This window comes from Roseburia lenta, from assembly GCF_014287435.1.
Lineage (GTDB): Bacteria > Bacillota > Clostridia > Lachnospirales > Lachnospiraceae > Pararoseburia > Pararoseburia lenta.
This window is the reverse complement of record NZ_JACOPG010000004.1, coordinates 117,241-131,715: the sequence shown is the minus strand read 5'-3', so window position 1 is coordinate 131,715 and position 14,475 is coordinate 117,241. Positions and strand designations below refer to the sequence as shown.

The window sequence follows — 14,475 nt, the reverse complement described above, 5'->3', positions numbered from 1 at the left end:
TTACTTCTCTCCTTCTTTTCTTTCTTCTCTGTAACGATCCTTTTGCAGATCCTCCTCCATGCGCGCCAAAATTTCCTCCCGATCTGCTTTGTCGGAAAGCCTGCGATAGGCAAAACCATCCATTCGGGCATCAAAACCACAAATGCCATGGTATTCGCAATAGGTACATCCGTTTTCCTGTCCCATGTGGTAAGGCGCACAATCGATCCTGCCGTCCACGATCTGTTTGCCGGTCTTTTGTATCAGCATACGGACATAGGATGACACCAGGGCAAATTCATCTTCGGAAAGCGCACTTGAGGTCTTAGATAAAGATCCATCCTTATTGATCCCCGCCGGAATGACATCCGACCGCCCTTCCAGTCCGTGATGCAATGCCTCGATCACATGCAGATCTGCATTGACGACACCTTTCATCTGCAATTCTTTTAAAAGCGCCTGCTCTTTTTCCTGCTCTGTACGATCTCCTGCCAGTAGCAGCGGACGGTCGATATGGTAGTAAAACATGGCGCCGGGGCTGATCTTCTTTTGCGGATAGCGTTCTTTTAATCCCTCCGCCGTCGCATCCATATAAAGGACCAACTGCACTTGTAGTCCCTGGTATAATTGTGCAAAGTCTATATCTTTGGCACCGGATTTGTAGTCCACGATCTTGACATAAACAGAAGGTCCGTCCTGATATAGATCCACACGGTCCACTTTTCCCCGCAGGCGCATGGTGTGCATCTCATCCAGTTGAAAACGCAAAGCATCCAGATCGGAAACCTGACGGAAATCCACCTCAAAAGCACTCGGCACAAAAGAACCCTTTCGCACCTGTTCGGTCAGGGCATGCACGGTCTGTTGCAGGGTCTTTTCCATACGCCGTAGGATATAACGATCCCGTCCTTCTTCCAAAACCTCTGTCTTTGCCATGGTCTGATAGGTGTAGGCAATGGCTTCTGCCAAAAGAGCATCACTTTGCTCCCTGCTGATCGTGTACCAGTTGACATCCTCTCTTTTTAAAAGCCGCTTGGAATACTCCTCCAAGGCTTCATGGTAGAGATTTCCCATGTCTGCCACCTCAAAGGCATGTTCCGGACGTGGAAGCAGCCCCAGACCATAACGCAGAAAATACGCATAAGCGCATCTGGCATACTGTTCCAACCGGCTGACGCTCTCTGTGATGGATGTGCCATACAAAGCATCCAGCGCGGCTTTTGACAGTCTTTCTTCCTTGTGCTCATAAAAGGCTGCATCCCGCAGACGGCGGAAAGTCACTTGGTCCTTTGCTTCTTCCCATGCAAGGCATGCCAGAAAGGCATCCTCTGTCCTGCCCTCCTCCACATACTGACGCAAGAGATCTACATAATAGTCCCGGGCGGTCTCCGCAGTCAGGATGCGGTTTCTTGCCGGAAGTTCTTCTAATTCTTCCACCCGGATATCCGGGAAAAGTTGTAAAAGGGTCTGGATCAGATAAGACCTGCGCACCGCCTTACTGTCGCCATCCACACGCGTATAGGTCACGACCAGTTCTCTTGACGGCTTTGTCATGACAAAATACAGATAAAAGCGCTGCATAAAGGCTTTTTGCCGGTCTGACGGTGCCACCTCTACATCCAGTGCCATCAGTTGTTCCCGATCCAGTTGGGACAAAATACCGCCATTGCCAAGTGCTTTTGGAATGGCACCATCATTTGCCCCGATCAGATACATGGTATGGATATCCGAAAGACGGGTACGCTCCATATCCCCAATAACGACACAATCCTGATCCGGCGGGATCATGCCCACCGCGATCGACTCAAAACCAGAAGACAGGATCTCCCGATACTCGCTTACCGTCATCGCTTCCTGTCCTAAAATGGCGACCAGTTTATCTAAAAGATCCATGCACTCGCCATAGATCTGTCGATATTCTTGACTCTTTACCACATGCCCTGCGGCTTCATAGTCCTCTGCCTTATTTTCCAGTTTTTCCTGCACATGATAAAAAACCAGATACTCATAAAGCCCATAGGAAAGGGCTCGTACCGATAGGCTTTTTGCCGGTGTCAGCCATGCCCCAGCCTTTTTTTCCTGGGTCCTTTCATCCTGTGCAAAGACCTTCTGCACAAAGTGCTCGATCGGGGCAAACAGGCGCAAACGAATCTCATTTAAGGCAACCATGTCTTCCGGGCTATAGCCTCTTGGCGCGATCGTAAAAGGTTCACTGTACTTCTTTCGCCCCCGTATACCGGATGCCAGCAGATAATTTTCCAGTCGGTCGATCTCATCCACGCTCAGATCGCTCAGTCCGGTACGGAGCAGGCGCATGATGCTCTCATAGGAAAAATTTTCTTCCAGTACCATAAGAAGCCCATAGATAAACTCGATCATAGGATGAAAGACGATCTCCGCCTTGACATCCAAAAAATACGGTAAATGGTAGTCTTCCATGACTGCCGGAGCACTGTAACGATAGGTATCCAGATCTGCACACACGATGGCAAAATCGCGATATCTGCGCCCCTCTTGCCGCACGGCGCGCGTGATCTCACCGGCAGCATATGCCAGTTCCTGCCTTGGATTTTTCAGACTGACGATGCGGATGGCATCTTCCGATGCTTCTTTCTGTTTCCAGGCATGCGCCGACGGGCGGAAAAGATTTGCCTCAAGATGCGCCAGTCTTCCTCCTGCCACAAAACGTCTTTCCTGCGCATTGTCAAGTAAGACCGGATTCTCCAAGAGACAGCCTGTCTGCCTGCAAAGATCTACAAGTTTTGCCATGGTCTTTTTACTCATGGCAAAAAGTTCCTCATCATGAATCCTGCCAAAGAATTCTTCTTTTGTATCACAGGTGATCGTTACCATGATCTTGTCCGCAATGCGCAGAAGCATTTCCAATACCTGATTTTGGATGGGTGTAAAGCCCGTAAAGCCGTCAAAAACGATGGTCGATCCACGCAGGATCTTAGAGTCTTTCGCCACATCCAAAAATTTTTGCAGGATCTGTTCCGTCGTGATGTAGGAACCTGCAATCTTTTCCTCAAATGCCCGGTACATGGTGACCAGATCTGCTCCCTTGTATCGGAAACTCTGGCTGAGTTCCGGTCGCTGCATGATCTCATCCAGAGCGTCCGGTGTGATATTGTACTGCGCAAATTCCGATATTAAAGACTTGACCTGGGCAATATACCCAGGCCGTTTCATATTCTTTCCAAGTGCATGTAATTCTGTTTCCTGCTCCTGTGCCACTTTGCGCAAGAGCAGATTCTTTCCGGTCTCCTCTAAGACCTCTAAGGTATCCGTCCCCAGTTCATCAAAAATACGATATGCCATACGATCAAAACTCAGAACGTCAATGTTCATGATCGCATGCTTTGGATGCATAGCCACAAGTTCTTCCTGGGTATGCATGGTAAACTGTTCCGGCACGATAACCAGATAATTTTTTTGCGGATGTTTGATCGCTTCCGCGATCACATGCCGGTAAAGATAGGTAGACTTACCGCTTCCCGCATTTCCTATCACAAACTGTAGTGACATCTTGTATTCCCGCCTTTTTAGTACTGGTCAAATTCCTGATCTGCTGTCGTCTCCTGCTGCATTCTGCGGTTCTGATCACCGATCTTGATCGCATCATAAAGCATAGCGGCTGACTGGTTGTAGTAACCATTGACCCAGAATACATCAACAATACCAAAGGTGATAGCACCTAAGATATTCCATCCGATAAAGGTAAGGTCAAACCAGAACGCATCCAGTTTGTTGCCATCCATCATACGTTTACTGGTGGCAAAAGCCTCATCTGTACTCATGTCCGGATGTTCTGCCAAAAGATATGGCATCATACGATATTCATAGCTTTTTACAATTCCCGGAATGATAAATAACAACGTCCATAAAACCGTATATAAATCGCGCAGGAACATAGTTTTCACATTTCCGAGATAATTACGGTCAAAACCAAATCCCACTTCTTTTAATTCAGCCTTCTCATTTATATTGCGATAGAAGAAGCGACGTGCTCCAATTTCCAGTGGATTCAATACAAAAATAGCAAGGCAGATACCAATGATAACGGCAACTACCACCACACCAAGCATCATTCCGCCAAAAAGACCCCAGAAGCCAAGGGAATCCACCATCATGTCCGGATCAATATCTCCTCCGGAAAAGAATGTATCCTCATCGTAATCATCATACTGTGTCGTCTCTTTATCCCCTGTGACATAATTTCTGGCACTGGAGGATGCTCCTGTACCTCCTGATACCAAGGCAATGATAAGTCCAACCAAGAGCATCTTCCAGTAGTTGACCTTCATACGCTCCTTTGCTTTTTGTTTCAAGACTTTGTTATCCCACATAAGCCTGCTCCTTTCCTGTGTAAAAAATAAGTTATATTCATTATACACAATTTTTCATTTGCGTGGTAGTATATCCTGCAAATTAAGGAAGTTTAAGAAAGCGGTCCTGCCTGCATGGCAAAGACCGCTTTTTATTACATTTGTCTGGGTTGCCTCTGTCTTACCAGTTTTTGTCTCCACTATAAAATAGATGCCAACATCAACATTTGCAAGTGCCTCCTTGCGACAAACTACCGCCCAGTCAGGACTATAATTTCCATATGGTTTCTTATAAAATGAAAAAGTGCAAAAATTAGAGCCAGCCTTTCGACCGACTCTGATCTACCCCAAAACATATTATAATTTGCTCTGATAATTCTCTAACTGGTGGAATATACCAACTACATTCACAACATCCACTCTCACATCAAATATGACAATATAATTCATCTGTGGCACTACTGCCTCACGATATCCTTTCTTGGCAAGATATGTGTCCCTACACTCCGGATACTGATATGGATCAATTTCCAACCTGTCATATACAATATCTATGCTATCCAACAGATGTCTTGCTGCCTGTTTATTCTTTAAACGATTAACCAGATGATATACAAGATTATCAAGCAGTTCATCGGCATGCTCAGTAACGTTCAATTTATAAGCCATACTTTGCCCTCGTTTCTTTCAGTGCTGTTCTGGCATCTTTTACCTGTCCTGCCTCTATCTGCTTTTCAGATATCTCAATATCTCTATACATAGTGATTTGTTTCATCGTTGACTCATAAATCTCCATGCTCATGATAACCATATCGCCATAACCATTTTTTGTTACATAAATCGGCTCTTCTGCCTTGTGGCACATATCAGAAATCTCTGACGTATTTTTCAAATCTTTAATTGGGATTATTTGTGGCATAATAAACACCTCCTCATCTATATGGTATAATTATACCATAATTATATCCTTTTTCAATTTCTTTTATACAGTAAAACATGTAAAAAAACTTAGCCTATATAAGAAAAACGGTCTTTTGACTGTGTCAAAGACCGTTTTTCTTACGATTTTATTTAGTTTAAAAGAACCGATATTATTCAGAAAATCCAGCAAAATCAATGTTTTACGCTTCCTCGTTCATTTTTGCTAATTTCTTTGCCTGGTCGGCTGCGATACAGGCATCGATGATTTCCTGAATATCACCATTCATAATCTTATCCAGCTTGTACAATGTCAGATTAATTCTATGGTCGGTCACACGTCCCTGTGGGAAGTTATAGGTACGGATCTTCTCAGAACGATCTCCCGTACCGATCTGGCTACGTCTTTCCTCCGCTTCTGCATCCTGCTTTTTCTGCATTTCCAGATCGTATAACTTGGCACGTAAGAGGGCAAATGCCTTTGCCTTATTCTGCAGTTGGGATTTTTCTGTCTGGGAATAAATAACAATACCGGTCGGATAATGAGTCAAACGCACCGCAGAGTCCGTCGTGTTGACACACTGTCCACCGTTTCCGGACGCTCTCATAACATCAATACGGATATCCTTTTCATCGATCTGTACGTCTACTTCCTCTGCCTCCGGCATAACAGCCACGGAACAGGTTGAAGTCTGGATACGTCCCTGGGACTCAGTCTCCGGTACACGCTGTACACGATGTACCCCGGATTCATACTTGAGCACGGAATAAGCGCCCTCGCCCTTTACCATAAAGTTGACTGACTTCATACCACCGATGCCTGTCTCGTCTGCTTCCAGAAGTTCCACTTTCCAGCCACGGCTTTCCACATAATGTACATAAAGACGATACATCTCTGCCGCAAAAAGGGCTGCTTCCTCTCCACCTGCGCCTGCACGGATTTCTACGATAACGTTCTTATCATCATTCGGATCCTTTGGCAAAAGCAGGATTTTTAACTGTGTCTCTAATTCTTCAATGCGCTTTCTTGCTGTGGAAAGTTCCTCTTTTAACATATCACGCATTTCTTCATCAGATTCTTCTTCCAGCATGGCAAGAGAATCGTCAACCGTCTCTTTGCATGCCTTGTATTCTTTATAGGCATCTACGATCGGTGCCAGATTTGCCTGTTCCTTCATCAGATTGCGGAAACGGTTGGTGTCGTTGGCAACATCCGGTTCGCTTAATAGGTTCATGACTTCTTCGTAGCGAAGAATCAGGTCGTCTAATTTATCAAACATATTGGTTCACTCCTTATATAATCTTTCTAGGCAGATGTTCAGCTTCATATCAGTATCCGCTACAAGTCGTGCAGGCGGGCGCGGACAACGCGGTCATTACCGGCATAATCTTTTATGACGGCGATGTCACAAAAGCCTGCCTGCGCCAGCAGATCCGGGACGCTCTCGCCCTGATCGTAGCCGATCTCGAACAAAAGCCGGCCGCCCGGTTTGAGATAAAGCGGTGCCTGTTCAATGATCTTGCGATAAAAATACAAGCCATCCTCGTGACCGTCCAATGCCCGCTTTGGCTCATGGCAGATAACCTCCGGCATGAGTTCTTCCAGATCACGCGTCGCAATATAAGGCGGATTGGAAACAATGACATCAAACTCGCCCTTCACTTCTGTAAAAAGATCACTGACCAGCCACTCTGCCTCCACCTGATTATGCACGGCATTTTCCCTGGCGAGTGCAATAGAAGTCGCTGCCACATCAACGCCTATACCCTGACAAGTCTTTTTTTCATGTAAAAGACTGATCAAAATACAGCCGCTTCCGGTACACATATCAAGAATAAGATCGCCGTCTTTAAGGACAGACAGTGTCTCTTCCACCAAGGACTCAGTGTCTTGTCTTGGAATCAAAACCTCCGGCGAAACTGCAAAGGACAGTCCCATAAATTCCTGTTCCCCGGTGATATACTGCAAAGGTTCATGCGCCGCGCGCATTTTTATAAACTCGCGATAGCGCTCTATCACATCTTCCGGCGCCTGCTCCATCATACACATAAGATAAGACGCCCGGTTCATTCCGGAAACATATTCCAAGAGGTACTCTGCATCGATCTGTGCATCTGTGATCCCTGCTTTTTTCAGTTCTTCCATGCCCTCTTTTAAGAGTTCTCTATACTTCATCGAAGCACTCCTTATTTTCTTCTTGGAACTTTTTCCAGTCAAAGACCGCTTCTACCGATGCCATCCCTACTTCGATCATGGCATCGTCCGGCTCACTGGTCGTCAGATTTTGCAGCCACAAGCCCGGCTTACTGAGAATCTGCACCAGAGGATTTTCACTGCGTCCCGCCAGACGGATAAACTCATAAGAAACGCCGGCGATCAAAGGAATCAAGAGCAGACGGCATACCAGTTGCAAGACCGGTGAGTCAAAGCGGATAAACATAAATACGACCACACTGATGATGAGCACAAAGAGTAAGAAACTGGTTCCGCAGCGTTTGTGCTGGCGCGAACTCTTACGCACATTTTCCACCGTCAGTGGCAGACCATGCTCAATACAGTTGATGCACTTGTGTTCCGCCCCATGATACATAAAGACCCGCTTGATGTCTTCCATGCAGGAGATCGCCTTCACATAGACCACAAAGATCAGTATGCGGAATATGCCCTCGATCAAAGCCATCAGCGTTGTCGAATCTACAAATCTTCCCACAAAACGGGAAAAATAATATGGGATCAAAAGGAAAATGACCAGCGCCAGAACAATGGAAAACAAAAGTGTTCCTGTCATTTCTGCCTTGTCCTGTTTTTCTTTCTTTTTCTTTTCTTCCTCCGTCAAGACCGTTGGTTCTTCCTCCTCAAAATAGGATGCCGAATCCATCAGTGTTGACATACCGATCACAAGGGAGGAAACGAAACTACAGATACCCCGGATGATCGGGATCTTATACCAGATGCCCTCCTGCCCTTTTGTCTTTTTCTTATCTACATGGATCGAGCCGTCATTTAAGCGGACCGCAATCGCATAATCATTGCCATTGCGCATCATCACACCTTCCATGACCGCCTGACCGCCAATACCGGAAAATTTCATGTGCAAATCCCCTATATTATTTGCCATTTCTCATGACATAAAAGAATAGGGTCAGACCCGAAAGATCTGACCCCTGTAAGCGACTGTGTCCTACTGCTCAATACCGTACTTCTTGTTGAACTTGTCAATACGTCCACGAGCCTTTGTAGCCTTCTGCTGTCCTGTGTAGAAAGGATGACACTTAGAACAGATTTCTACGTGGATATCTTCCTTTGTAGATCCTGTTACAAATGTGTTACCACAGTTACATGTTACAGTAGCCTGATAATAATCTGGATGAATACCTTGTCTCATTACTTACACCTCTCTAAAAACATAATCTATTGTATTGCATGTTTTATGTCCGAAGACATACACGATACTATTTACATCCCGATAAACAGCTCCATTATTGTAGCATAGGGTCTGTCAGATTGCAAGATGTATGCGCATTTTTTATTAGAAATTTTAGAACATACGGCTGCGGAGTACCTTGGCGATATATTCTTTATTGTTTCTGGTGTGGGCAAACATATTTAAGATGCTCTCCACTGCTTCATCCTTGCGCATGCCGTTTAAGCCACGGCGCATGATCTCCATTGCATTCTGCTCTTCCTTATCCAGAAGCAGATCGTCACGGCGTGTACCGGATTTTGCAATATCAATAGCAGGGAATACGCGCTTCTCAGAAAGTTTACGATCCAGGATCACTTCCATGTTACCGGTTCCCTTGAATTCCTCAAATACAACATCATCCATCTTGCTTCCTGTATCTACCAGTGCCGTTGCAAGAATGGTAAGGCTTCCGCCCTCACGCATATTTCTGGCTGCACCAAAGAACTTCTTTGGCATATGCAAAGCAGCCGGATCCAGACCACCGGATAAAGTACGTCCACTTGGTGGAACCGTCAGGTTGTAGGCACGTGCCAGACGTGTGATGCTATCCATCAGGATCATGACATCCTGTTTGTGCTCAACCAGTCTCTTGGCTCTTTCCATGACCATCTCAGACACACGCTTGTGGTGTTCCGGCAATTCATCAAAGGTAGAATAGATTACTTCTACATTTTTGCCCTGAATGGCTTCCCGGATATCCGTTACTTCCTCCGGGCGTTCATCGATCAGTAAGATGATCAGATGCATATCCGGGTAAGAAGTTGTGACAGACTTTGCGATCTCCTTTAAAAGGGTTGTCTTTCCGGCTTTTGGCTGGGAAACGATCATACCACGCTGTCCTTTACCGATCGGAGAAACCAGGTCTACGATACGCATAGCAACGGAAGATCCCGGCTGTTCCAGACGGATACGCTCGTTCGGGAAGATCGGTGTCAGATCTTCAAAATTCTTACGCTTTGCAGCTTCTTCCGGTGCAAATCCATTGATGGTCTCCAAATGTACCAGTGCTCCAAACTTGTCTGTCGGATTGTTACGTCTAGTCTTGCCTACCAGAATGTCGCCCGTCTTTAAGTTGAGTTTGCGAATCTGCAATGGTGCCACATAAACATCGTTATCACCCGGCAGGTAATTGTCACTGCGGATAAATCCAAAGCCGTCCTGCATGATCTCTAAGATACCGGCGCAGTCTCTCGGTTCTTCCAGTACAGGTGCTTCTGCGTTTTCCTCACCATGTTCTGCGCGCACATTATCATGATGCTCGCTTCTATGCTCTCTTCTGCCCTCTGCACTGCCACGGCTATGATGCACGCTGGTCGTACGCTCTGTTTTCTCTGTTTTTTCTGACTCTGCCTTAGCAGCGGTCTTTGGCTTTGCGGCTTCTTCCGCTTTCTTGCTTTCTGCCTCGCTCTCATCGAGTGCAAGCATGGCTTCTACAAGTTGTGCCTTCTTCATGGTCGAAGTCCCCTTAATGCCTCTTGACTTTGCAAGTTCACGCAATACACTGGCAGATAAACTTTCGTATTTTTCTCTCATGCCCTACTCCTTGTCCTACTTCATTTATGATAAACTCTTTGTCTTTATCTCTAATCCAATGGGTAACCTGTCTGAAATGACCTAGATCATCACGATTGCATATAGTATATCTTATTTGCGGCAAAATGGGAATACCCTATTTTAGATTGCCCCCCTTTATGCTATAATAAGGAAACAAATAAATTCATATTTTTACAGGAAGGATAGGATAAAACATCATGAGTATTGACGAAAAAGCCGTTTTTTTACACAAACAATGGAATGGAAAGATCAAGACCTGTGCAAAGGCTCCGGTCAAGAGCCGTGAGGATCTTGCCATTGCTTATACCCCGGGCGTAGCAGCCCCTTGCCGCATCATTGCAGAGGATAAAGAAGCCGTATATACTTACACCCTCAAGGCAAATACCGTTGCCGTTGTCTCTGACGGCAGTGCTGTGCTTGGTCTGGGCAATATCGGACCTGAGGCTGCCATGCCTGTTATGGAGGGCAAATGTGTCCTCTTCAAAGAGTTTGGCGATATCAATGCTTTTCCTATCTGCCTGTCAACGCAGGATCCCGACGAGATTGTTGCCGCAGTCAAGGCGATCGCACCGACCTTTGGTGGTATTAACTTAGAGGACATTTCCGCTCCCAGATGTTTTGAAATCGAGGAACGTCTGAAAAAAGAATTAAACATTCCGGTCTTCCATGATGACCAGCACGGCACGGCGATCGTCGTTCTTGCCGGCATCATCAATGGTCTTAAGGTTGTCGGCAAAGACAAAGAAGACTGTCAGGTAGTTGTAAACGGTGCCGGTTCTGCCGGAATCGCCATTACCAAGTTACTGCTCCGCTACGGTTTCAAGCATGTGACCATGTGTGACCGCGAGGGCATCATCGGCAAAGATTATCCAAATCTGAACTGGATGCAAAAGGAAATGACCGAGGTCACCAATTTGGAAAATAAAAAAGGATCTCTTGCTGATGCCTTAGTCGGTGCTGATATCTTTGTCGGCGTTTCTGCTCCAAACATTGTTTCCGCCGAGATGGTCGCTTCCATGAACCGCGATGCCATCATCTTTGCTATGGCAAACCCTACACCGGAGATCATGCCGGATGTGGCAAAGGCTGCCGGAGCCAAGGTCGTTGGTACCGGACGCAGTGATTTTCCAAATCAGGTCAACAATGTTGTTGCTTTCCCGGGTATCTTTAAGGGTGCGCTGGAAGGCCGTGCGACACAGATCACAGAAGACATGAAACTGGCTGCCGCAAATGCGCTGGCAAACCTTGTGGATCCTGATCAATTAAACGAAGACTTCATTTTACCGGAGGCTTTTGATCCAAGAGTGGCTCAGGTGGTATCCCAAGCCGTCAAAGATCACATTGTAAGATAAATGCCGCATGCCACAGGGACGTTCCTGTGGCTCTGCAAAAAGAAAGGAGAAATTTATGGCCGAGCCTAATATGATCTACAAAATTTCAGTGCTGCTTCTTCTCTCTAAAGTAGATATTCCTCTGAGCAACGCTCAGATCGTTCAGTTTTTTTTAGATAAAGAATACACAGACTATTTTACCATCCAACAGGTCATCAGTGACTTGGAGGAAGCCCATCTTGTGAGTCTTTCCCAGTCTCACAACAATACCCTGTACTCCCTGACAGATGAGGGAAGTCAGACCCTGTCTCTCATGCGTGACAAGGTCAGTTCTGCCATTGAGGCGGATATGGTCGAGTATCTGTCCAACCACAAATTTGAAATAAAAAAAGACAATGCCCTAACCGCCAACTATGACCTTGCAACCGGCGGTGGTTACATTGTCCATTGTAAATTCACACAGGACGGACACACTATGCTGGATCTGTCACTACACGCTTCTACCAGCGAGCAGGCAGAGACCATCTGCAATAACTGGAAAGTCCGCCATGAGGATGTCTATATGAGTCTCATGGATACTTTGATCCAATAATTTTTGTACCAAAAATCAAAAAGCCGCAGGATGCCCTATGATATGATATGCACCCTGCGGTCTTTTTACTTTTTCTTCTTTACCGAATAGCCAAATGTCCCTAACTTTTCTCCCAGACTATAGTATGTGCCATGGGAATAGGCGATCGGTTCCGCCTGATCCAGACAAAATCTGCCTGTCTCGTCCATATATTTTTCATCTGCATGAACTGCCACCACATCTGCAAGAAACATATGATGGGAGCCAAGTTCCTTGATCTCGCGCACCTTGCACTCGATATTGACCGGGCTTTCTGCGATCAGCGGTGCCGAAACCTCGTCTGCGGCTTCCTTTGTCAGATGACACTTGGCAAATTTATCGACATCCCGTCCCGATGTCACGCCACAATAATCGGTCGCCCATGCCAGATCCCTGGTCGTCAGATTGATCACGAACTCGCCCGATTCTTTTATCATATGATAAGAATAGCGCTCCGGTCGCACAGAAATATATGCCATGGGCGGATCGGTACAGATGGTTCCTGTCCACGCCACGGTGATGATATTATCCTGCCCTGCCTGATCCCGCACCGACACCATAACTGCCGGCAGTGGATAGACCATATTTCCAGGTTTCCATGACTGTTTTGCCATTTTTCTCCTTCTCTTTCCCCTATGACTGCATTGCCTGCATCATAGGCGGAATCAACTGTTTTTTACGCGATACGACATTTGCAAGCATAAAGCCGCCATTTTCCTCTGACACGCCAAAAGCCTGTTCGATCACCCCTTTTGCCATGCCTCCGGCATAGATGAGTTCGGTCTCCTCCTGAAGAATATCGGTCAGCATGACAAAGACCATCTTGAGCCCCTTCTCTGCCAATACCTTTTCCAGATATGCCTGCAATTCCGGCTTGATCGAATTCAACTGTCTGCGGCTGACCGCGCTGACCTGTGCCACGCCAAAGGTAATATCATCTGAATCAAAGATCTTGAAATCCTGATAAAAGATCTCTTCGGTCGTCTTGGCGCTGAAATCGGATCCTGCTTCAAACATGGCGGTCGCCAATTCTTCCACATCGACCTCTGCGATCTGCGCCAACTGCTCTGCTACCATCTTGTCTATAGCGGTGCAGGTCGGTGATCGGAACATCAGGGTATCTGAAAGGATAGCAGAGCACAAAAGTCCTGCGATCTGCGAATTGATCTCCACGCCCTTTTCCTGATACATCTGATAAATGATGGTCGCCGTACAGCCCAGCGGCTGGTTTCTGAAAAAGATCGGCGAAATGGTCTCCAGACTGCCTAATCTATGGTGGTCGATGATCTCCAGGATGTCCGCCTGTTCGATCCCGTCGACCGCCTGCGTCTTTTCATTATGATCCACAAGGATCAGTTGTTTCTTTTTCATATTGAGCAAGTTTCTGCGCGACATCATACCAACCAGATGACGCTGCTCATCCAAGATCGGGAAGTCGCGATGGCGGATCTTTGACATAGTCTCCTTGACGTCATCCACATAGTCATCCGGCTCAAAAGTGATGAGATTTTCTTTGGTCATAAAATAGCGAATCGGCATACTCTGATGGATCAGACGCGCCGTTGTAAAGGAATCATACGGTGTTGTGATCAGCACACATTCCTTCTTCTGCGCCCGCTCGATCACGCCCGGGTTGACCTTGGTCTCCCCACAGATGATTACACAACTTGCATTTTGCTCGATGGCGATAAGTTGGCGCGCCGTGATATTTCCCACAATGACCAGATCATCATCCTCGATCTCATCACGCATGGTCTCCCGGTTGCCAGATGCTACGACGACCTTGCCCTTGGTAAAATAGGCATGATCGTTGCCTGTCACCATGCAGCCGTTGATGGTCTCGATGACATTGCGATACTGGGTCTTGGCACGTCCCAAAATACGGTTATCCAAGACATCCATATAGGAATATGCGATATCTCCATTGACGATCAGACCAGTCAGACGTTTGCTCTCATCCACGACCGGCAGGGTAACAACATCCAGAGAACGCATGAGTTCCCATGCCTTTTTCAACGAGAAATGACCACTGACACCCTCGGTCTGACGATAGTCAATATCCTTGATCTGGGCGCCGACATCCGTGATCAGCCCCGGTTCTTTTGCCCCAAAACGCTCCAGCACATAACGCGTCTCATTGTTGATGCTCCCCGCTCTCTTTGCGATAAAATGCCCGTCTTCGGTCTGATTTTTCAAATATGCATATGAAATAGCCGCACATATGGAATCGGTATCCGGGTTCTTATGCCCTACGACCCAAACACATCTTTCCTGTTTTGCCATAATAC

At 46.5% G+C, this 14,475-nt stretch carries 14 protein-coding genes; 2 read left to right on the top strand and 12 right to left on the bottom strand.

The genetic code is table 11. From position 1 onward, the window contains the following. The 10 genes from H8R94_RS10405 to rho all read right to left on the bottom strand — a co-directional run bounded on the left by H8R94_RS10405 (nucleotide 1) and on the right by rho (nucleotide 10,225). Nucleotides 1-3,507 carry a PD-(D/E)XK nuclease family protein gene (locus H8R94_RS10405; RefSeq protein ID WP_186854613.1) on the bottom strand — a complete coding sequence of 1,169 codons (3,507 nt, stop codon included), beginning with the start codon at nucleotides 3,505-3,507 and terminating at the stop codon, nucleotides 1-3. A 17-nt stretch (nucleotides 3,508-3,524) separates the two neighbouring features. After that, complete coding sequence (locus H8R94_RS10400) at nucleotides 3,525-4,328, bottom strand: DUF975 family protein (RefSeq protein WP_186854612.1); 804 nt, start codon at nucleotides 4,326-4,328, stop codon at nucleotides 3,525-3,527. A 54-nt stretch (nucleotides 4,329-4,382) separates the two neighbouring features. After that, nucleotides 4,383-4,649, bottom strand: a complete 267-nt coding sequence (locus H8R94_RS12495; RefSeq protein ID WP_243069571.1) for a restriction endonuclease — start codon at nucleotides 4,647-4,649, stop codon at nucleotides 4,383-4,385. Nucleotides 4,650-4,664: 15 nt separating this feature from the next. Next, nucleotides 4,665-4,976: a type II toxin-antitoxin system RelE/ParE family toxin gene (locus H8R94_RS10395; protein WP_186854611.1), complete on the bottom strand. Its 312-nt coding sequence runs from the start codon at nucleotides 4,974-4,976 to the stop codon at nucleotides 4,665-4,667. Next, complete coding sequence (locus H8R94_RS10390) at nucleotides 4,966-5,226, bottom strand: type II toxin-antitoxin system Phd/YefM family antitoxin (RefSeq protein ID WP_186854610.1); 261 nt, start codon at nucleotides 5,224-5,226, stop codon at nucleotides 4,966-4,968. The genes H8R94_RS10395 and H8R94_RS10390 overlap by 11 nt, the downstream gene beginning before the upstream one ends. 202 nt (nucleotides 5,227-5,428) lie before the next feature. Next, complete coding sequence (prfA, locus tag H8R94_RS10385; protein WP_118282055.1) at nucleotides 5,429-6,505, bottom strand: peptide chain release factor 1; 1,077 nt, start codon at nucleotides 6,503-6,505, stop codon at nucleotides 5,429-5,431. A 59-nt stretch (nucleotides 6,506-6,564) separates the two neighbouring features. After that, nucleotides 6,565-7,401 carry a peptide chain release factor N(5)-glutamine methyltransferase gene (prmC, locus tag H8R94_RS10380; protein WP_118535601.1) on the bottom strand — a complete coding sequence of 279 codons (837 nt, stop codon included), beginning with the start codon at nucleotides 7,399-7,401 and terminating at the stop codon, nucleotides 6,565-6,567. Next, a complete protein-coding gene (locus H8R94_RS10375; RefSeq protein ID WP_186854609.1) occupies nucleotides 7,391-8,317 on the bottom strand; it encodes a DUF1385 domain-containing protein in 927 nt (308 codons plus the stop codon). Before H8R94_RS10375 ends, prmC begins: the two co-directional genes overlap by 11 nt. A gap of 90 nt (nucleotides 8,318-8,407) precedes the next feature. Then, a complete protein-coding gene (gene rpmE, locus H8R94_RS10370; protein ID WP_118282061.1) occupies nucleotides 8,408-8,611 on the bottom strand; it encodes a 50S ribosomal protein L31 in 204 nt (67 codons plus the stop codon). A gap of 153 nt (nucleotides 8,612-8,764) precedes the next feature. Continuing rightward, complete coding sequence (gene rho, locus H8R94_RS10365; protein WP_186854608.1) at nucleotides 8,765-10,225, bottom strand: transcription termination factor Rho; 1,461 nt, start codon at nucleotides 10,223-10,225, stop codon at nucleotides 8,765-8,767. A 218-nt stretch (nucleotides 10,226-10,443) separates the two neighbouring features. Here rho and H8R94_RS10360 point away from each other — a divergent pair, with 218 nt between their 5' ends. Beyond that, a complete protein-coding gene (locus H8R94_RS10360) occupies nucleotides 10,444-11,598 on the top strand; it encodes an NAD(P)-dependent malic enzyme (RefSeq protein WP_178010488.1) in 1,155 nt (384 codons plus the stop codon). Nucleotides 11,599-11,653: 55 nt separating this feature from the next. Then, nucleotides 11,654-12,169, top strand: coding sequence for a DUF4364 family protein (locus H8R94_RS10355; RefSeq protein WP_158573076.1), 516 nt, complete (start codon nucleotides 11,654-11,656; stop codon nucleotides 12,167-12,169). A 65-nt stretch (nucleotides 12,170-12,234) separates the two neighbouring features. Here H8R94_RS10355 and H8R94_RS10350 read toward each other — a convergent pair whose 3' ends face one another. Both H8R94_RS10350 and H8R94_RS10345 read right to left on the bottom strand, forming a co-directional pair. Further along, a complete protein-coding gene (locus tag H8R94_RS10350; protein ID WP_186854607.1) occupies nucleotides 12,235-12,801 on the bottom strand; it encodes a flavin reductase family protein in 567 nt (188 codons plus the stop codon). 19 nt (nucleotides 12,802-12,820) lie between these two features. Beyond that, a complete protein-coding gene (locus H8R94_RS10345) occupies nucleotides 12,821-14,470 on the bottom strand; it encodes a putative manganese-dependent inorganic diphosphatase (RefSeq protein WP_186854606.1) in 1,650 nt (549 codons plus the stop codon). Nucleotides 14,471-14,475 lie beyond the last annotated feature (5 nt).